This is a genomic window from Mycetocola sp. (genome assembly GCF_025464835.1).
In the GTDB taxonomy this organism is placed as follows: domain Bacteria; phylum Actinomycetota; class Actinomycetes; order Actinomycetales; family Microbacteriaceae; genus Mycetocola_A.
In genome coordinates, this window is sequence record NZ_JAODMP010000069.1 from 1 (window position 1) to 18,352 (window position 18,352).

At 65.8% G+C, this 18,352-nt stretch carries 17 protein-coding genes and 2 pseudogenes; 6 read left to right on the forward strand and 13 right to left on the reverse strand.

Going from position 1 to position 18,352, the window contains the following annotated elements; all coding sequences use genetic code 11:
- The 5 genes and pseudogenes from JWP90_RS08555 to JWP90_RS08575 all read right to left on the reverse strand — a co-directional run.
- Positions 1 to 590, reverse strand: a pseudogene (locus JWP90_RS08555) (3-oxoadipyl-CoA thiolase); the annotation flags it as partial.
- Positions 587 to 1,261: a 3-oxoacid CoA-transferase subunit B gene (locus tag JWP90_RS08560; RefSeq protein ID WP_297362496.1), complete on the reverse strand. Its 675-nt coding sequence runs from the start codon at positions 1,259 to 1,261 to the stop codon at positions 587 to 589. The pseudogene JWP90_RS08555 and the gene JWP90_RS08560, both read right to left, overlap by 4 nt.
- Positions 1,258 to 1,983, reverse strand: a complete 726-nt coding sequence (locus JWP90_RS08565; RefSeq protein WP_297362499.1) for a 3-oxoacid CoA-transferase subunit A — start codon at positions 1,981 to 1,983, stop codon at positions 1,258 to 1,260. Before JWP90_RS08565 ends, JWP90_RS08560 begins: the two co-directional genes overlap by 4 nt.
- Positions 1,984 to 2,084: 101 nt before the next feature.
- Complete coding sequence (locus JWP90_RS08570) at positions 2,085 to 4,538, reverse strand: glycosyl hydrolase family 65 protein (RefSeq protein WP_297362501.1); 2,454 nt, start codon at positions 4,536 to 4,538, stop codon at positions 2,085 to 2,087.
- On the reverse strand, positions 4,525 to 5,244 hold the full coding sequence (locus JWP90_RS08575) for an HAD-IA family hydrolase (RefSeq protein WP_297362504.1): 720 nt from the start codon (positions 5,242 to 5,244) through the stop codon (positions 4,525 to 4,527). The genes JWP90_RS08570 and JWP90_RS08575 overlap by 14 nt, the downstream gene beginning before the upstream one ends.
- 185 nt (positions 5,245 to 5,429) lie before the next feature.
- On the opposite strand from JWP90_RS08575, the gene JWP90_RS08580 reads away from it, so the two are divergent.
- Together JWP90_RS08580 and JWP90_RS08585 are read left to right on the forward strand one after the other, a co-directional pair.
- A complete protein-coding gene (locus JWP90_RS08580; protein ID WP_297362537.1) occupies positions 5,430 to 5,939 on the forward strand; it encodes a universal stress protein in 510 nt (169 codons plus the stop codon).
- A 44-nt stretch (positions 5,940 to 5,983) separates the two neighbouring features.
- The gene (locus JWP90_RS08585) at positions 5,984 to 6,637 is read left to right on the forward strand and encodes a hypothetical protein (RefSeq protein WP_297362539.1); all 654 of its coding nucleotides are present in this window, start codon (positions 5,984 to 5,986) and stop codon (positions 6,635 to 6,637) included.
- Here the strand turns inward: JWP90_RS08585 and JWP90_RS08590 are convergent.
- The 7 genes from JWP90_RS08590 to JWP90_RS08620 form a co-directional block, all read right to left on the reverse strand.
- On the reverse strand, positions 6,626 to 7,411 hold the full coding sequence (locus tag JWP90_RS08590) for a cytochrome c oxidase assembly protein (protein WP_297362542.1): 786 nt from the start codon (positions 7,409 to 7,411) through the stop codon (positions 6,626 to 6,628). The genes JWP90_RS08585 and JWP90_RS08590 overlap by 12 nt on opposite strands.
- Complete coding sequence (locus JWP90_RS08595) at positions 7,404 to 7,886, reverse strand: DUF2243 domain-containing protein (RefSeq protein WP_297362545.1); 483 nt, start codon at positions 7,884 to 7,886, stop codon at positions 7,404 to 7,406. The genes JWP90_RS08590 and JWP90_RS08595 overlap by 8 nt, the downstream gene beginning before the upstream one ends.
- Positions 7,887 to 8,354, reverse strand: coding sequence for a DUF4383 domain-containing protein (locus JWP90_RS08600; protein ID WP_297362549.1), 468 nt, complete (start codon positions 8,352 to 8,354; stop codon positions 7,887 to 7,889).
- A gap of 202 nt (positions 8,355 to 8,556) precedes the next feature.
- Positions 8,557 to 9,081, reverse strand: coding sequence for a DinB family protein (locus JWP90_RS08605; RefSeq protein ID WP_297362551.1), 525 nt, complete (start codon positions 9,079 to 9,081; stop codon positions 8,557 to 8,559).
- A 79-nt stretch (positions 9,082 to 9,160) separates the two neighbouring features.
- Positions 9,161 to 10,432 carry a serine hydrolase gene (locus JWP90_RS08610; RefSeq protein WP_297362554.1) on the reverse strand — a complete coding sequence of 424 codons (1,272 nt, stop codon included), beginning with the start codon at positions 10,430 to 10,432 and terminating at the stop codon, positions 9,161 to 9,163.
- 100 nt (positions 10,433 to 10,532) lie between these two features.
- Positions 10,533 to 12,206, reverse strand: coding sequence for an alpha-amylase family protein (locus JWP90_RS08615; protein WP_297362557.1), 1,674 nt, complete (start codon positions 12,204 to 12,206; stop codon positions 10,533 to 10,535).
- Positions 12,203 to 13,177, reverse strand: a complete 975-nt coding sequence (locus JWP90_RS08620) for a TIGR03885 family FMN-dependent LLM class oxidoreductase (RefSeq protein ID WP_297362560.1) — start codon at positions 13,175 to 13,177, stop codon at positions 12,203 to 12,205. Before JWP90_RS08620 ends, JWP90_RS08615 begins: the two co-directional genes overlap by 4 nt.
- 325 nt (positions 13,178 to 13,502) lie before the next feature.
- Here JWP90_RS08620 and JWP90_RS08625 point away from each other — a divergent pair, with 325 nt between their 5' ends.
- The 4 genes and pseudogenes from JWP90_RS08625 to JWP90_RS08640 all read left to right on the forward strand — a co-directional run.
- The gene (locus tag JWP90_RS08625) at positions 13,503 to 13,916 is read left to right on the forward strand and encodes a DUF4383 domain-containing protein (protein WP_297362562.1); all 414 of its coding nucleotides are present in this window, start codon (positions 13,503 to 13,505) and stop codon (positions 13,914 to 13,916) included.
- Positions 13,917 to 13,945: 29 nt separating this feature from the next.
- A complete protein-coding gene (locus JWP90_RS08630) occupies positions 13,946 to 14,488 on the forward strand; it encodes a hypothetical protein (protein WP_297362565.1) in 543 nt (180 codons plus the stop codon).
- A gap of 58 nt (positions 14,489 to 14,546) precedes the next feature.
- Positions 14,547 to 15,200: a heme oxygenase (biliverdin-producing) gene (locus JWP90_RS08635; RefSeq protein ID WP_297362568.1), complete on the forward strand. Its 654-nt coding sequence runs from the start codon at positions 14,547 to 14,549 to the stop codon at positions 15,198 to 15,200.
- Positions 15,201 to 15,245: 45 nt separating this feature from the next.
- Positions 15,246 to 16,940, forward strand: a pseudogene (locus tag JWP90_RS08640) (long-chain-fatty-acid--CoA ligase); the annotation flags it as partial.
- A 30-nt stretch (positions 16,941 to 16,970) separates the two neighbouring features.
- Here the strand turns inward: JWP90_RS08640 and JWP90_RS08645 are convergent.
- A complete protein-coding gene (locus JWP90_RS08645) occupies positions 16,971 to 18,293 on the reverse strand; it encodes an AAA family ATPase (protein ID WP_297362571.1) in 1,323 nt (440 codons plus the stop codon).
- Positions 18,294 to 18,352 lie beyond the last annotated feature (59 nt).

An 18,352-nucleotide genomic window follows, 5' to 3' on the forward strand; every position in this document is an offset into this window, starting at 1 on the left:
GACCAGGCGGATGCTGCCGCCTGATGACTGCGGACGGCGAAGGCATCCTGCTCCTCCCTGCTGATGGAGAAACGGTCGGCGAGTAGCTCCGCAGTCTCCCCCAGCGAGACGGTCCACCGCTCAGGCATCCGCGGGTTGACCATTCGCCAGCCGAGGGTCGACGAGTGCAGCGTCTCGTGTCCGGCCGGGTAGGCCTTCGAGGGCTTGAGCATCACCCAGGGCGCCCGGCTCATCGACTCGACGCCACCGGCGATCACGAGATCGGCGTCACCGGTTTCGACGGCACGGCTGGCCTGGATCACGCTCTCGACACTGGACCCGCAGAGTCTGTTCACGGTCGCGCCGGGCACCGAGGTGGGAAGGCCGGCCAGCAGCGCAGCCATCCGCGCCACGTTCCGGTTGTCTTCACCGGCCTGGTTGGCGTCCCCGAGGAGGACCTCGTCGATGCGAGCGGGGTCGAGGTCTGGGTGCCGGGCGAGGAGAGCGGAAAGCGCGTGTCCAGCGAGGTCGTCCGGGCGGACGCCGGAGAGCCCCTTGCCGTAACGCCCGAACGGCGTTCGAACAGCGTCGTAGATGAAACTGCCGGTCATGCGAGCTCCTTGTGGTTTACATCCGTGATGGTGGCGTCGTCGAGGTCGAGGCCGGTGAGCGCCGACAACTGCGACACCGTGTTGTCGCCGAACAGTTCGATCACGGCCAGTCCGGTCGGGGTGACGTCGAAGATCGCGTGGTCGGTGTAGATCCGGTTGACGCAGCCGACGCCGGTGAGCGGATAGCTGCATTCCTTCACGAGCTTGGACTGGCCCGCACGGGTGAGAAGGTCGGTCATGACGTAAACCTGACGCGCCCCGATAGCGAGGTCCATCGCCCCGCCGACTGCCGGGATGGAGTCCGGCGCGCCGGTCGACCAGTTGGCAAGGTCCCCGCGCTCCGAAACCTGGAAGGCCCCAAGCACGCAGACGTCGAGGTGGCCGCCGCGCATCATGGCAAACGAGTCGGCGTGGTGGAAGTAGGCCGTCCCAGGCAGCTCCGTCACCGGTTGCTTTCCGGCGTTGATGAGATCGGGGTCGATTCGGTCGGCTGCCGGCTCCGGACCCATGCCCAGCATGCCGTTCTCGGTGTGGAGGATCACTTCGAGACCCGCAGGCAGGAAGTTCGCCACCCGGGTGGGGGCTCCGATGCCGAGGTTCATCACCGCGCCCTCAGGGATGTCACGGGCGACGCGTGCGGCGAGTTGGTCGCGGCTGATCGTGGTCGTCATGATGCTGCTCCTTCGATCGAATCGCTTCCGACGAATTCGCCGTCACGCAACCATGCCCGTTCGCCGACGGCGACCACCCGGTCGACGTAGAGACCGGGGGTGACGACCGATTCGGGATCGACGGCGCCCAGCTCGAGGATGTCGTCGACCTGGACGATCGTCGTGGTCGCCGCTGCGGCCATGATCGGGCCGAAGTTGCGAGCGGTCTTGCGGTAGACCAGGTTGCCCCAGCGGTCGGCTCGGAACGCACTGACGAGCGCGATGTCGGCTCGAAGGGCGTGCTCGAGCACGTACTGGCGGCCGTCGATCTCGCGCGTCTCCTTACCCTCAGCCAGGGCAGTGCCAAATCCTGTGGGCGTGAAGAAGGCGCCGATGCCGGCACCGGCGGCGCGGATCCGCTCAGCGAGGTTACCCTGCGGCACAAGCTCGAGTTCGATCTCTCCGGCGCGATAGAGCGCGTCGAAGACGTGGGAGTCACTCTGCCGCGGGAAAGAGCAGATGATCCGGCGCACGCGGCGTGCCGCGAGAAGAGCGGCTAGACCGGTGTCACCGTTACCTGCGTTGTTGTTGATGACCGTGAGCTCGGTAGCACCCTGCGCCAGGAGTGCATCGATCAGCTCGACGGGCTGACCGGCGCGACCGAATCCGCCGATCATCACCACGGCGCCGTCTGGTATTCCCGAGACGGCCTCTTCGACGCTGTCTTTCACCTTTGAGATCATGGCCCACCCGTTCATCTAGCGAACAAACGTTCACATCATGAGAATCGTACAGCAGGGAGCCCTCGATCGTCGATCAGGAAGAGAATGATCCCCTTTGGCGGTTAGTCGTCAGCGCACTGCGCGGCAGTGGGCTCCATGACGCTGCCGTCTTCGCGCCGCTTGGCGCGGAACTGCCCGGGAGCGTCGGTTCGGAGGGGCCCCTGGCCGGACAGCGTCACTTCGGCATCGGCCCCCGGCCCGACTTCGACGGGTTCGCCCCGCACGAGGAATGACACCGGGTTCTCACCGGCGACGACCGAGACGCGCATCTTCTCGGCTGTCAGGCTCACGAGCATCCGGGTTCCGCGCCACGTCAGCCGGTACCGCAATTCGGGCCATTCCTGAGGTAGACGAGGATCGAAAGTGAGGATTCCGTCGTGGTCACGCATCCCACCGAAGCCGGACACGAGAGCGTTCCACGCTCCGCCTGCCGATGCGACGTGGACACCGTCTGCCGTGTTCTTGTGGAGGTCGGCCAGGTCGACGAAGACCATGTCGAGGAAATACTCGAGCGCGAGTTCCTGGTACCCGATTTCGGCGGCGATGATCGACTGCACGATCTTCGAGAGCGTCGAGTCACTGGTCGTGAGTGGATCGTAGTAGTCGAAATCCGCCAGCTTTTCTTCGACGGTGAACTGGTCGCCCTGGAGGAAGAGCGCCAGCACGACGTCCGCCTGCTTGAGCACCTGGAAACGGTAGATGACGAGAGGATGGAAGTGCAGCATGAGCGGCTTCTGGCTGGCCGGGGTCGCCGCCAGATCCCACACCTCTCGCTCGAGGAACTGAGAATCCTGCGGGTGAATCTGCAGCGCTTCCGAGTACGGTATGGTCATCGCCGCTGCAGCCCGCTCCCAGTCCTCGAGTTCCGAGTCGCGAAGGTTGAGCCTCCGAACCGTGCGGGCATAGTCGTCGGGCCTCTCGCGAGCCACCTCACGGAGGGCCTGGGCGGCGTAGCGGAGGTTGAACCGGGCCATGACGTTGGTGAACAGATTGTTGTTGACCACGGTCGTGTATTCGTCAGGTCCGGTGACGCCGTGGATTTCGAAGCGCTCGTCACCGTTCCAGCGCCAGAAGCCGAGCGTCAGCCACATGCGGGCCGTCTCCACCGCAATGTCGATGGCACCGTTGCTGAGAAAGTCGATGTCGCCGGTGGCGTCGACGAACTTCGCGAGCGCATACGTCACGTCGGCGTTGATGTGATACTGAGCGGTGCCGGCGGCATAGTGGGCGGATGCCTCTTCGCCGTTGATGGTTCGCCACGGGAACAGCGCCCCCGCTTCGTTGAGTTTCCGGGCCCGTTGCCTGGCAGCAGGGAGCATGCGCTCCCGCACCCGCAGGGCGTTACGCGCCCACAGAGGACTCGTGTACGACAGAAACGGGATGACGTAGATCTCGGTGTCCCAGAAGTAATGCCCGTTGTAGCCGTTCCCGGTGACCCCCTTCGCGGGCACCCCAAGGTCATCCGCCCTGCCAGCTGCCTGTGCCAGTTGGAACAGGTTCCAGCGGATAGCCTGTTGCACGTCCTCGTGCGTTGGGACCTCTACATCGGAACGGGCCCAGAAATCGGTGAGCCATTCGCGTTGCTTGGCGAGCTGGGCCGCGACCCCCGCAGCTCGGATGCGATCGAGCGTGCGCTCGCACCGATCGATGAGTTCACGCGTCGGGGTGGTCCGTGCGCTGTGATAGCTCACGATCTTGGTGATGCGGACAGGGTTTCCCTGGCGCGCGTCGACGGAGTAGACGTACTTGGCGATATCACCGTCGATGTAGTGTTCGACACTGAAGTCGCTGGGGGTTTCGATGAGATGATCGGCGGCAACCGCAAGGGTCATCCCGGAATTCGCAACCTGGTAGCTCAGCACACTCCGGTCGCCCACCTGCCAGTATTCCCGCGGCAGGAATACCCGATCCGACACCCGGCCTCCCGTGCGAGGGTCGTTGCCCTCGTCCCGTGAGCCGACGGCGCCGTCGTATTCGTTTTCACCATCCTGGCGGTTGAGAATCTGACACGAGATCGTCAGCGGGGCATCCGCATCGAGCACCGTCACCTCGAGGGTCATCACCGCGAGGTGACGTTCGGGGAACGACACCATGCGCGTCGCCGACACCTGGACCCGTTTGCCTGAGGGGGTCAGCCAGAGCAGATCACGCCTCAGAACGCCGTCGCGGAAATCGAGCGAGCGTTCGTAACTGAGCAGATCGGCATCGGCGACTGACAGGGGTTCGTCGTCGACGTAGAGCCGCATGACCTTGCTGTCCGGAGCGTTGACCATTGTCTGCCCCACTTCGGCGAACCCGTAAGCCTGTTCGGGGTGCCGGATCTTCCAGGTTTCGTGGAGCCCGTTTACGTACGTTCCGTGTTCGTGGGCTGTGCGCCCCTCCACATTGTTCGAACGCATGCCGAGGAAGCCATTGCCAACGGCGAACAGCGACTCGGTGACGCCCTGGTCGTCTGGACTGTACTGGGTCTCGACCAGGCGCCACGGGTCGACGGGAAAACGGTCACGGTCGATCATCGGTGTCTACCTCCGCTGGGTGGGAGAGGACCGCTAGATCGTCGAGAACGGCGTCAGCCCCTGCGTCACGAAGCGCCTGTCGCCCGGCGCCGCGGTCGACGCCGAGGACAAGGCCGAATCCGCCGGCATGAGCGGAGGCGACACCCGAGATGGCGTCCTCGAGGACGACGATCTCAGCGGGCTTGAGAGCCATCGCGTGCGCCGCATACAGGAACATGTCAGGCGCCGGTTTGCTCGCCAGCGTTTCCCGCGCAGCGAGCACACCATCCACAATCACCGGGAACCGGTCGATCAAACCGGCTGCGGCAAGAACCCACCTGGCGTTCCTCGAGCTCGATACCACGCCCATCGGCATCCCTTTCGCGTGAAGCCGGTCGACAAGGGCCAGGGACCCTGGATACGGGCGGATGCCCTGTTCCTCCAGCGCGCGGGAGAAGTAAGCGTTCTTGCGGTTGCCGATGCCGGTCACCGTGTCGGCGGTTGGCGGGTCGTCAGGCGAGCCCCACGGCAGCCGGATGCCCCTGGACGCCAGAATGCTGGCGACCCCGTCATATCGACGTTTCCCGTCCAGGTGCGTGAAGTAGTCGTCGTCGGTGTACCGCTCGGGAACGCCTTTCTCAGTGAACACCTCGGTGAACATCGCCTGCCAGGCATAACGATGAAGATCGGCTGTCGGCGTCAGAACGCCGTCCAGGTCGAAAAGCACTGCGCGGTAGTTGTCCAGGTTGAGCAGGACCGAGTGTTGAGCGTCCAGAGGTACTCCCGAGAAGTCGACAAAGCGGACGATTCGTTACCGCAGACTCTACGGCAGGCACCCCGTAAGCGCCTGGGTTGGTGGTTCACCGAGGGGCGTCGGTTCCATGGACGGGCACACCCGGGCATACTGGCACCATGACGGACAACGCGGTAGGCAGCACAGCAGGATCAAAAAATTGGGACGTCCCTCCCATCGTGGTCGGTGTCGACGGGTCGGAGTCCTCGGTCAAGGCCCTCCGCGAAGCGCGTCGCCTGGCGGACGCCCTCCATGCACCGCTCGAGGCCGTTGCGGTCTGGCAGCAGACCCATTCGATGTACGACTTCTATCAGTCCCAGTCGGGGTGGACCCCCGAAAAGGAGATCGAGAAGTTACTTCGTGACGTCGCAGAGGCGGCTTTCGGCTCCGATCGCCCGGAGCAGTTCAGGATGTCGATGCTGCAGGGCCCGCCCGCAAAGGCGCTGATCCGGCACAGCGCACGAGCCGAAATGCTCGTGCTCGGATCGCGCGGACACGGCGGCTTCGCCGGGCTGCTTCTGGGCTCGGTGAGTTCGGCCTGCGTGGCGCACGCCACCTGCCCGGTGCTCATCGTGCACAACAATGACCAGGTCCGGCTGGACGCCGAGAAGAGCACTGCCACCCACTGACCGGCCGCCTCACCCCGGTTGCCCTGATGGCCTACGCTGGCGGTGTGAAGAGCAACGTGAGCCCCCGCAGGTCGTGGCTTTCACGGCTCTTCCGGCGGCTCCCTGCTGTGGCACCCTATCGGCCGGATCCGCAGCCGCTCGCTCCGTTTGAGCAGGCGCTCGATGAGGGACTCCTCATCGCCAGGCACGGAGTCACCCTCGCGGTGAGGAATCGGCTGATCGTGCGGGCGCTTCGCGAGAACAAGGCGTTCGACGAAACGGCCACCGCGGAGATCGTGGACGATGAGCTCCGCCGAGCGGCCGAGGAGCAACGGGAGAATGCGCACGGCGCTGAGATGCTCAAAGCTCGAGCCGGCCGCTCAGCGGGATTCGCTGACCATGCTCACGACTACCAACGCATCGACACCGCGACCCTCGAGCGCCGTCACCTGCTGTACACCGCCCTTGCCGATTCGCTCGAGTCTTCGCGACACGACGAAGCCTTCGTTGCAGCGGCCGCCGAGCGCGCCCGCATGGACGCGTGGAACGACATCGGCGACAACGTCGTCGCTCGCCTTGCGACGCGAATGTCCTCGGTCGCCGACGAGCCCGATTATGAGAGCGAGCGCCCTGAACGCCTCCGGCAGTTCCTCGAGGACGACCTCGCCTCCCTTCTCCCCCGCGACCGGGAGAAAGACGGCGACAGCTCAGACGGTTGACGGCTGCCTTGATGCCGCGGAACGGCCCCGTCGACGGCCGACGTCGCGGTACCAGGCGGCGCACAGCAGGACGACAAGTACGACAGAGGCGGCGTCCCCGCCGTAATACATGACCATGCTCCCGGCCTCAGCGGAGGCGGCCGGGACATCGGCAGGCGGGTTCGCGTAGAGGTATTTCGACAGGATGCTGTGCCCTGCCATGACGACGCTGAGCACGATCGCACGGGTCGCGAAGGGTGCCCGGTGCGGGTTCGGGTCGACCCCGGCGATGGACACGGAAAAAAGGTAGCCAGAAACAAAGATGTGTGTGTGAACGACCACGAATAGGAGCCCGTTGGTGTGCATGCTCGCATAGAGCCCGCCCGAGTAGACCAGCCAGAGCCCACCGAGGTTGAGCACCGCTGCTGGAATCGGATGGGTGAGGAACCGAACCGGCCGGCTCCTCAGAAGCCGGGCGAGCCGTCGCGCGGGGACGGCGCTCAGGGAGCGCAGCGCGAGACGCACGGGGGCTGACAGCATCAGCAGCACAGGCGCCAGCATCCCGAGCCCGACGTGCGCGAGGGCGTGCCCGGCGAAATCGTCGTGGTTCGCTGTCGCGGCCTGGACGCTCAACGCCGTGACGAGGCACCCGGCGATCCAGAGAAGGATGCGATGGGTCGGCCAGCGGCCGCGGGGGCTCCGCCGAAGTGCGGCGAAGACATAACACGCAATCGCCGCGAGGAGGCCGAAACTGGAGACCTCGACGAGCGAGATCCCGCCGCCGTGGTTATGCACGACTGGCCACCGACGGAAGAGGCCTGCCGCCTGCTGCAACCCGGCGCGCCCTGAGAAGGAGCACGGCGCCCGCCGCGATCAAAAGGAGCGCAACGATGTTCCAGGTGAGGTCGTACCCGAGCAGATCGACGCCATACCGGATCTGGTGGAGACCGAAGAGCTTGTGCTGGACCGTTCCGTCGTAGAGCTGGAAGAACCCGGCACCGAGCAGGATGCCACCCGACCAGCGACTCCAGTGCAGGCGCCCTGAGCGACGCAGATCGGCGAACAGGAACAGGGCCGCCACCGTCGCGAACCAGCCGAATGCATGGAAGATGCCGTCGGACACCAGCCCAGCAGCCGGCGTCGAGCGGTCATAGAAGTGGTGCCAGTGGAGAATCTGGTGGAACACCGCTTCGTCCACGAAGGCGACGACGCCGACTCCGAGCAGGACCCCTGACCAGAGGTTCTGCCCGGAGCCGGTCGGACCGCTCATTCAGCGGCGGTTCGTCGTGGTATCCCGGCGACCGAGCAGCAGCCCAAGGGCTACCATCGCGATCGCCAGAATGAGGTGCAGCCAGTTGTCTGCGTTGTTGAGAGGAACGAAGTTCGCCGGCGTGTCACCTCCGGCAACGAAGAGGCCGTAGATCCACAGGACGAAGTAGATCACACCGCCCCAGATGAGGAAGTTCCGCGCCCCAGAGGCGGTGCGCGCGAGCGCAACACCGGCGACGCCGAAGAGCAGGTGCACGATGTTGTGGAGGATCGACACCTGGAAGACACCGAGCAGGAGGGCTCCTGAGCCACTGCCGGCGAAGAGCAGGTCGCCGTAGTTCGCCGTGACACCGGGGATGAACCCCAGGACTCCGACGAGGAGGAAAACGATTCCGAAGACGAGCGACGCCAGTTGAACGGGCGTGCGACCGGCCCGCGACGTCTGAGCGTTTACAGGTCGAGATGTCATGATGCTGTGCTCCTTCTTGGATTGGGACCAACTTGCTCAGAGTGCTATCACCGGGTGCGACGCCCCTTCGCACAAGACAAGATATTCCCAGTCAACACCGATTTTGAGCCCTTGACATCCGGGCGTGGAGTGCTCCAGCCGGATCCGCGAGACGCGTCGGGTCATGAAGAGCCCGCCACCCGGTACCGGCGAGCGATCGAGGTCAGCCGGTCGCCTGCGTGTCCCAGCGGTGGTGGACGACGTCATGGAGCAGGTAGCGGCCGAGAGATTCGACGGTGAACGCGGAGCCGTCGCTCCGCCGGGCGGGGCGGGATGCCGCTTCGGCCGGCACACGCTCGAAGGCGTCGGCGAGCGCGTTTCCTGCCTCCACCAGTTCGTCCCGAACCCGGAGCGGGTCCTGCTCGCCGTACCGAGCAGCGATCGCCTCGGCATCCTGATCCCAGTTCTCGAACTCCGGGTTGTGTTCCGCGAGCATCAGATTGAGCCGACCGGAGAAGACGCGGAAGACATCACGCACGTGCGCCGCGTACTCCAGCGGCGACCAGGTCGAGTCGTCGGGACGGGCAGCGACATCCGGGCGTTCCAGCACGGCCGGCCAGTATCCGATGTTGTCCCGGAGCAGGGAGGGGACGTCCTCGAGAGAGACGGATGTCCCGTCGAATCCGCACTCCGGGCACCGCCGTTCGAGTACCCAGGTCCAGTTCTTCGTGTCCGGTTCGATCGTCATGGGCTCCACGCTAGGACACGCCGGCCGTGGATGACCAGCGTTGAACGACTCGTCGCCGTCGCACGCGAGCCAAAGAACCTCAGCCCTGCGGCTGGCAGACGGCCGAAGCGGCCAGCCTCTCGGTCATCTGCTCTTCGGACCAGGGAAGGCCGACGAGCGGAAGTTTCTGTCCACCGGCCGGTTGCGCTTTGGCCGCGATCGCCGCGAGCTTCATGGCGAGAGTCTGCGCGAACCCCGATCCCGCCGTCGAATTGTTGAGCAGAACGACGACGGTCAGCCCGGTTGCGGGGTCGGACAGCATCGCGGAGATGTGACCGGGGATGTAGCCGACCTGGCCCCGGAGCGGACCCAGCTGCAGACCGCCTGGACCGAATGACTGCCACGCGGGGGCATCCCCACCCAGCGGAACCGTGGCCCACGCTTCCTTCCTGAGCTCATCGCTGAGCAGCGCACCAGTGGCGAAGGACTGCGCGTAGCGTTGCAGGTCAGCGATGGACGATACGACGCCGCCAGCGGTGAACGCGAGCGAGTTGGAGAGCAGGGTTTCGTCCTTCGGCGCGTCACACGCGAGTGTTCCGTCGGCTGCCCTCAACGCTTCCCACCCGGGCACGAACGGGTCGGCGATCTCGAGGGTGGTCGGCTCGGGGAACAGCGAATCGCTCATGCCGAGCGGAGCGAAGACGTATCTTTCGTACAACTCTTTCCACGTGCTGCCCGTCGCTTCTTTGAGGGCGAGCCCCAGCAGCACGTAATCGGTGTCGGAGTCGGCGTACGACTCCCCCGGGCGTCCGGTCCGCGGATTGGCGATTCCGTCCGAGACCAGTTCGAACGTCGACCACTGCCGTGTCGGGTTGGCTGCAAAAAGCTGACCGAGGGTGTTCTCGAAATCTCCGAGCCCCGATGTGCCATGACACAGCTGAGCGAGCGTGATGCCCTCGATCCCCTGGATGGAGGGCAGGTACCCGGACACCTCATCGTCAAGGCCGACGGCCCCCTCCGAAACGAGACCATAGAGAACATCGCAGGTCATCGGCTTGGTGTTGTCACCGATCCGGAACCGCATGTCGGTGGACATCTTCTCGGAACCGCCAGGCGCTGTCGTGCCCTGCGCCGAGACCCATTGCCCCGACCAGGGAGCCCACACCCCGGCGATGGCACCGGGTGCCGCGGCGAGGGGCATCGCCTCGGCGAGTGAGGCGTTGAGCGCCTCGACGGTCGCAGCCGGGAGTTGCTGGGTTGGCTGTTCCCGGAGAGCCCCCGGCGTGATCGCCGGCGCAGTGGAGCAGGCCAAAAGGCTCATCACTACCCCGACCGCGATGGTCAGCAGACCGACTCTCCTGCTGTGTTTCACGCTATTTTTCATTCGTTACCCCGCTGAGCCTACAAGGGGGGAGTCTAATCGAGCCCTCGTCCCGTTCGGCGCTGATCCGTCGGATGTCGCCAAGAGTTGCTCAGTGCAACCGCTTCGTAGCGTCGTCGGCCACTCTCAACCATCGGAAGCCGTAAGCCGGCAGGGCGAGCTCCGCAGCTCCGTTGTCTGAGAGCACCACGTCGTCGGGTTCGAGCAGGTCGATGAGCCGCGTGGAGGCATCCGCGTCCGGCACGGTCACGGGGACGATCGCCGGTTCTTGGCCGAAGTTGTGCATGGCGATCATGCGTCCCTGTGCGCCGGTGACCGAGTGCACGAGGACAGCGGCGTTGGGCTGCGGCAGGACGGCGAAATCGCCCCAGCCGATCTCGACCGAGTTGCGGTAGGTGCGGATCAGGAGGCGTATGAAGTGGAGCAGCGAGTCGGGGTCCTGTCGCTGGTCCGCCACGTTGACGTGTTCGGGCGAGAAGCCGTCTTCGACGACGGGAGCCGCAAGCCGCGACTTCGCGGCGCGGGAGAAACCGCCGTTCTTGCCGCTCGTCCACTGCATCGGGCTGCGCACCGACCCTCGCCCCGGGATCGCCAGGTTCTCGCCCATGCCGATTTCCTCACCGTAGAACAGCACCGGTGTGCCTGGCATGGAGAACAGCAGGCTGTACGCCATCCGGATGCGGCGGGGGTCGCCGTCGAGCATCGGCGGCAGCCGCCTGACGATACCGCGGTCGAAGATCCGCATGTCCTCGTCTGGCGCGAAGGCGTGGAAGACCTCTTCCCGCTCGGACTCGGTGAGCTTGTCGAGGGTCAGTTCGTCGTGATTTCTCAAGAAGTTCGCCCACTGGGACTGCAGCCCGATCGCCGGTCGCGAGCTGAGCGCCTCGGCGATGGGCCGCGCGTCGGCCCTGGCCAGGGAGAGGTAGAACTTCTGCATGCCGACGAAGTCGAACTGCATGGTCAGTTCGTCGGATGCCTCCCCGCCGAAATACTGGAGCTGCTCTTCACGCGGCAGATTCACCTCGCCGAGCAGGATGCCGTCACCGGAGCGGCGCCCGAGAAAGGACCGCAACGATCGCAAGTAGTCGTGCGGGTCACCGTAGTCGTCGCCGGCAAGTTTCCCCTCCGACGGCTCCAGCAGGAACGGGACCGCATCGACCCTGAACCCGTGTATTCCGAGTTCGAGCCAGAAACCCATCACCTTATCGATCTCGTCCCGCACCCGCGGGTTCTCGACATTGAGGTCCGGCTGGTGCCGATAGAACCGGTGCAAATAGTACTGGCCGCTCTTTTCGTCCAGTTCCCACACGCTGGACTCCTCGCCGGGGAACACCGTCTCCGCTTCCTTCGCCGGCGGCGCATCCCGCCACACGTAGAAGTCCCGATACGGCGAATCAACACTGGATCGGGCAGCCTTGAACCACGGATGCCTGTCGGACGTGTGGTTGACGACGAGGTCCGCGATCACCCGCATGCCCCTGTCCCGAGCGGTTCGGACGATTTCCACGAGGTCGCCGTGGTGACCGAGCCTCGGGTCGACTCCGTAGAAATCGGTGATGTCATAGCCGTCATCGCGATCGGGAGTCGGGTAGAACGGCATCAGCCACAGACACGTGACGCCGAGCTCGGCGAGATAGTCCATCCGATGTGCCAGGCCAGCGAGGTCGCCGACGCCGTCATCGTTCCAGTCCATGAAGGTCTCGACATCGAGGCAGTACACCACCGCCGTCTTCCACCAGAGGTCGGCGGTGTCCGTCATTCTCACGCGCTTGCCCCAGCCGTCGCAAACTGCGGGAGCACGCGGTCCCCGAACACGTCCAGGAACTCGGACTGTTCGACGCCGACGTGGTGCAGGTAGATCTCATCGAAACCGAGGTCCATGAACCCAGCGAGTTTCTCTGCGTGCCAGCCAGGCTCGGAGGAGATCAGGACGGTGGAGTGCATATCTTCCGGTTGCACGTGCTTCGCCGCTTCCTCGAAGGCCTCGGGAGAATCGAGGTCCCAGCAGACCGGTGGAGAGAACACGTTGGTGTGCCACTGATCGTGCGCGAGAGCCAGCGCCTCGTCGTCGGTCCTGGCGTAGCTCACATGCGCCTGGAGCACGAGGGGGCCTTTTCCTCCCGCCCCACGGTAGGCGTCAACCATCCGTTCGAGATCCTCCGGCGCCTGGGCGACGGTGGCAAGTCCATCGGCCCAGCCTGCGGCCCATTCGGCCGTCGCCGGGCTCACCGCTGCGGCCAGCAGCGCAGGCGCCGTCTCTGGCAGGGTCCACAGCCGCGCGCGGTCGACGGTGACCAGTCCGGCAGTGCTCACTTCTTCGCCGGCGAGAAGCCGGCGCATCACGTCGACGCTCTGCTCGAGACGGGCGTTCCTGACCGCCTTCGACGGCCAGCCCTCACCGGTGATGTGCTCGTTCACGGCTTCACCCGATCCGAGGGCGGCCCAGAACCGGCCAGGGTACATGGCGGCCAGCGTTCCCGCCGCCTGGGCGATGATCGCCGGGTGATAGCGCTGTCCTGGCGCGTTGACGACGCCGAGGCGCAGTGATGTCGCCTGCAGGGCGGCCCCGAGCCACGCCCACGCGAACGCGGAGTGACCTTGGCGTTCGCTCCACGGAGCGAAATGGTCCGAGCACATCGCCGCCTGGAATCCGGCGGCTTCCGCTCGGATCACGGCGTCGAGGAGCGCGCTGGGGTGGACCTGTTCGTGCGAGGCATGGAAGCCGATGAGTGCCATGAATCCCTTCCGGTTCCGGCCGAGCCTACAAAGGCGCCCCACAAGGCGGCTACCCCTCGCGGGCCGGCCGCTCAGCTGATAACGGTGGATGAACAGGGCAGGGCAGGGGCCCTCGAATGAGGGCTGAGGTGAGGGAGCGTTCCGGCATCCGTCGTACGGTGCTCGCGCTCTACGACGCCACGTGCGTCGAACTCGGCTTGCCTGCCCACGGGACCTGACCGCTTTCTCAGCGGATCTTCAGAGAGAACCAAACCGTTCCCCCGAGCAGTCCGAATGTGATCATGTGCGGCAACCGCTGCACGAACACACAGGAGGAACCCCCATCATGCGCAATTCACCGAACCGCCTTCTTGCCAGCATCTTCGGCGCCGTCTACCTTCTCGTCGGCCTGCTGGGCTTCGCCGTCACCGGCGGCGTTGGCTTCATCGCCACAGAGGGCAACCTGCTGCTCGGCCTGTTCGCCGTCAACCCGCTGCACAACATCGCCCACCTGCTCATCGGCGCCGCCCTCCTGATCGCCGGCCTGTCCACCGTCGCCGCCGCCCGGTCGGTCAACACCGTCGTCGGGGCGGTTTACCTCCTGCTGGGTATCGTCGGATTTTTCCTCGTCGGCACCGCCTTCAACATCCTCGCCCTGAACACCGCCGATCACTTCCTGCACCTCGCCAGCGCGATCGTGCTCCTCGGCGTCGGCCTGGCCGCAGACAAGTCCGTTCGCACCCGCACGGTCACCGCGTAAGCGGCCGGCTCCGACGGGAGGGGAGCATCGTGACCGACAGCAGTCGAAACGGGATGGCCCTGGCGAGCCTGGGGGTGGGCCTGGTCCATCTCGCGGTCGCGGCGGGCTCCCCTCTCTTCCTTGCGGTCGTCCTGACCGGGTTCGGTGTCGCGGAGCTCGGCTGGGGGGTCGCCCTCCTGGCCTGCGGCCGGCTCGTCCTGCCGCGGGCGGCACTCCCCGCGGCCGTCGCCCCGGTGGCGCTGTGGGGCCTGGACGTCACCGCGGCCATCGCGCTTGGCGGATCGGCGATGACCGCTTCGCTGCCGTTCGGTCCGATGGCGGCGGCGTCGATCCTCAGTCTCTTCGCCGCCGCCGGGGTGGCCGTCGCTCGGCGAGGTTCGCTGGCGCCGCGGCCGGCAGCATCCGCTCCCCCTTGGCGGTACCTGCTGAGCATGACCCTCAGCGCCCTGCTCGTCGCTGGCCTGGTCACCCCTGCTCTCGCGGGCACGCACGCAGGAACCCAGGCCGTGCCGCACGGCGGACATGGCACACCCGCTGTCCCAGAGGAGCCAATATCACATGTCGGCCATTAGCCCATCCAGACCTCCAACGTCGCTAGGCTAAGGACACCCTTACCGACGACGGAGTGTGATGCCGAACCTTCTTCCGTTCTCGCAGGAGCTGCGAGAACGAACCCGCGGCGGTCACGCTGAGAGTGAGGGCGCCGACTTCATGGGTGACCTGATGACGGGCAAGGGGACGCGTGAGGACTACATCGCCCTGGTGGCCCAGAACTTCTTCGTCTACGAAGCCGTCGAGGGCGTCGCCGAGCTGAGAAGCAACGACCCTGTCGTTGCACCGTTCCTGTCCGACAGGCTGACCCGCCTCCCGGCTATCGAGGCCGACCTCCGGTTCCTGCTCGGCGAGAACTGGCGGGAATCCATCCAGCCCCTCCCCACCACGGCGGCGTACGTCGCCCGCATCCTGGAGGTCGGAGCGACCTGGGCAGGCGGTTTCATCGCCCACCACTACACGCGGTACCTCGGTGACCTTTCCGGCGGCCAGGTCATCCGCATGATCATGCAGCGGCAGTTCGGTTTCGAAACGAACGGCGTCGGCTTCTACCTTTTCGGTCACATCGCCCAACCGCGGGAGTTCAAGGACACCTACCGCGAAGAACTGGATGCTGTGCCCTGGGACGATGCGGAACGCACGCGAGTGATCGACGAGGTGCTGGTCGCGTATCGGTTCAACACGGATCTCTTCCGTGACCTCGCCGTGGCGAAAGCCCGATCCGCGGCCTGAAAAACCCGAGCGGCGGCCGACGGCTGCCGCGCCAAGCAAAGGAGCAGTGTGAGCACGTTCGACACCAAACCCTGGCTCGACGCGTACGCGCCAGGAGTCCCGCACGAGATCGACGTGCCCTCCGGGTCGCTCGTCGACATGGTCGAGGATGCCGTCGCCCGGTTCCGGCGCAAGACGGCGCTGCAGTTCTTCGGCGAGCCGACCACGTATGCGGAGCTTGGTGACCAGATCGGACGAGCGGCCGAAGGACTGCGGCGCCTCGGCGTCGGAAAAGGCGATCGGGTGGCGATCGTGCTCCCGAACTGCCCGCAACACGTCATCGCCTTCTACGCTGTGCTGCGCCTCGGCGCCGTCGTTGTCGAACACAACCCGCTGTACACCGCCAGGGAGCTCCGTCACCAGTTCGAGGACCACGGCGCACGCGTTGTGATCGCGTGGGACAAAGTTGCCGGCCTGATCACCGACTTCCCGCGGGACCTGCCGATCGACGCCGTCGTCGCGGTCGACGTCACCAAGGCGATGCCGTTCGGCACCCGCGTCGCCCTGCGGTTGCCGGTCGCCAAAGCACGGGCGTCCCGCCGGGCCCTCACCACAGGCTCCCCTGTCAGCGGGACCACCGCATGGGACTCCCTGATCTCGCATGGAAGCCTCCGTCGCAGGCATCCGCGCCCCGCCGGCGGCGACCTGGCGTTGCTGCAGTACACGAGCGGCACCACCGGCAGCCCCAAGGGCGTCATGCTCAGCCACTCCAACCTCCTCACGAATGCTGCCCAGGGCCGCGCGTGGGTGCCCGGCCTCTCCGAGGGCACCGAGGTCTTCTACGCCGTCCTCCCCCTGTTCCACGCGTACGGATTGACGTTATGCCTCACCTTCGCGATGAGTATCGGCGCGACGGTGGTGCTGTTCCCGAAATTTGACGTCGACCTTGTGCTCGCCGCGTTCTCGAAGACGCCGGCAACGTTCCTGCCTGCCGTACCCCCGATCTACGAGGCGCTCGCGCGTGCCTCTGAAAGTCGCAAAATCGACCTGTCCGGCATCCGTTTCGCCATCTCAGGGGCGATGAGCCTGCCCGTGTCGATCGTCCGGCGCTGGGAGCAGGCGACCGGCGGCCTTCTCGTCGAGGGCTACGGGATGACGGAGACGTCGCCAGTGGCCCTGGGAAACCCCATCGGTCCGACGCGTCGGCCGGGCACCGTCGGAGTGCCTTTCCCGAACACCGAGATTCGGGTCGTCGACCCGGCAGACACGTCGGTGGACCGCGGCCCCGGGGAGGCAGGCGAACTGCTGATCCGCGGCCCGCAGGTGTTCTCGGGTTACTGGAAGCGCCCGGAGGAGACGGCGGCTTCGCTGATCGGCGACGGCTGGTTGCGCACCGGCGATATCGTCGAGGTGTCTGCCGATGGCTTCGTCACGGTCGTCGACCGGGTCAAGGAGCTCATCGTCACCGGCGGCTTCAACGTGTCGCCGTCCGAGGTGGAACAGGCGCTCATGGACCACCCGGACGTACGCGAGGCAGCGGTCATCGGGCTCCCCAGGGAAAGCGGCGGAGAGGATGTGGCCGCCGCCGTGGTCATGCAGGACGGAACCGTGTTCGATCAGAACGCCCTGCGGGACTTCTGCCGCAGGAGCCTGACCGCTTACAAGGTCCCGAAGAAAATCGTGCAGGTGGACGACCTCCCCCGCTCGCTCATCGGCAAGGTGCTGCGCAAGGATGTCAGGGAACGGATGCTCGCCGGCTGACCACCTGCGAGGGACCCGTTCCGCGGTCCTTCACGGGGTCTCTGCCGCGCCCAGGGGGGACGGGCGCTCCCACCGCATGAACCGCTCCACATCGGTGTCGACCAGGATGTCGCTCGGGCGCAGCGGCCGGGTCAGGTAGAGGCCTTCGAGAGAGGTCAGCCGGCTGAGCGCGACGTAGGTCTGGCCGGGGCTGAACGCACGTGAGCCCAGGTCGACGATGGCGCTGTCATAGGTCTTGCCCTGCGATTTATGAATGGTGACCGCCCAGGCCAGCCGGAGCGGGAACTGGGTGAACTCAGCGACAATGTCCTTCTTGAGCTGCTTCGTCGCGGCGATGTAGCTGTACCGGTACTTCTCCCACACCACTGGTTCGACCTCGACGACCTCCCCGTCGACGTCGACGAACACATTGGTGTCGATCTTGGTCACCCGGCCGATCGTCCCATTCACCCAGCGTTGCCCGTCGCCGCCCCCGCCGCTGTCGTTGCGGAGGAACATCACCTGTGCCCCGACCTTGAGTTCGAGCGTTTCGTCGGCCGGGAACGTGCCCTTGCCGAAGTCGCCGCTCACTTCGGCGTTGGCTTTGAGCGCACGCCCGGGAAGCTTCGCGAGGGCTGCGGCGTTGATGCGGTTCACGATGTCGTTGCGGGTCGCGAGGGTGATCGTGCCGTCGTCGGGTGGCGTCCTCGCCCCCATCGAGTTGAGCGCCCCAGCGATCTGGGCGGTGACCTGCCCGTGACGGACCGCATTGAGCATGTATTTGAAGTCCGCGTCCGACTGCCGATGGATCTCGGCGAGTTCGATGATGTGCAGGGGCGTTTCCTGCCACACTCTCGCGTCGAAGAACCAGAACGACCGGTAGGTGTCCTGGATGTACTCGCGTTCCTCGCCCTGCCCCGGCACAGGGGCGAGCTGGTATGGGTCGCCGAACAGTACGACCTGCACGCCGCCGAAGGGTTCGTGCCTCCGCTGCCGTGCCTGACGGAGGCTACGGTCGATCGCATCCATCAGGTCGGCGTTGACCATCGAGACTTCGTCGATGACGAGCGTGTCGATGGTGTTGAGCAGCTTCTTCACCGCGTCGCTCTGGTCGATGTCGTGGTCGGCGATCAGCCCGATCGGGAGCCGGAACAGCGAATGGATCGTCTGCCCTCCGACGTTGAGCGCAGCGACACCGGTTGGAGCACAGATGACGATCTGCTTCTCCGTGTGCCACGACAAGTGGTTGAGCAGGGTCGACTTGCCCGTGCCGGCCCGGCCGGTGACGAAGACGTGCTCCCTGGTGCCCTCGATCCGGTCGAATACGGCCTGCTGCTCGGAGGACAGCTCGATGCTCGGCTGGGGGTTGGTCACGGATGCCTTCAGGAATGTTCGCTGGAACTATCTACTGTATTCGCCGAGGCCGGGAGGGG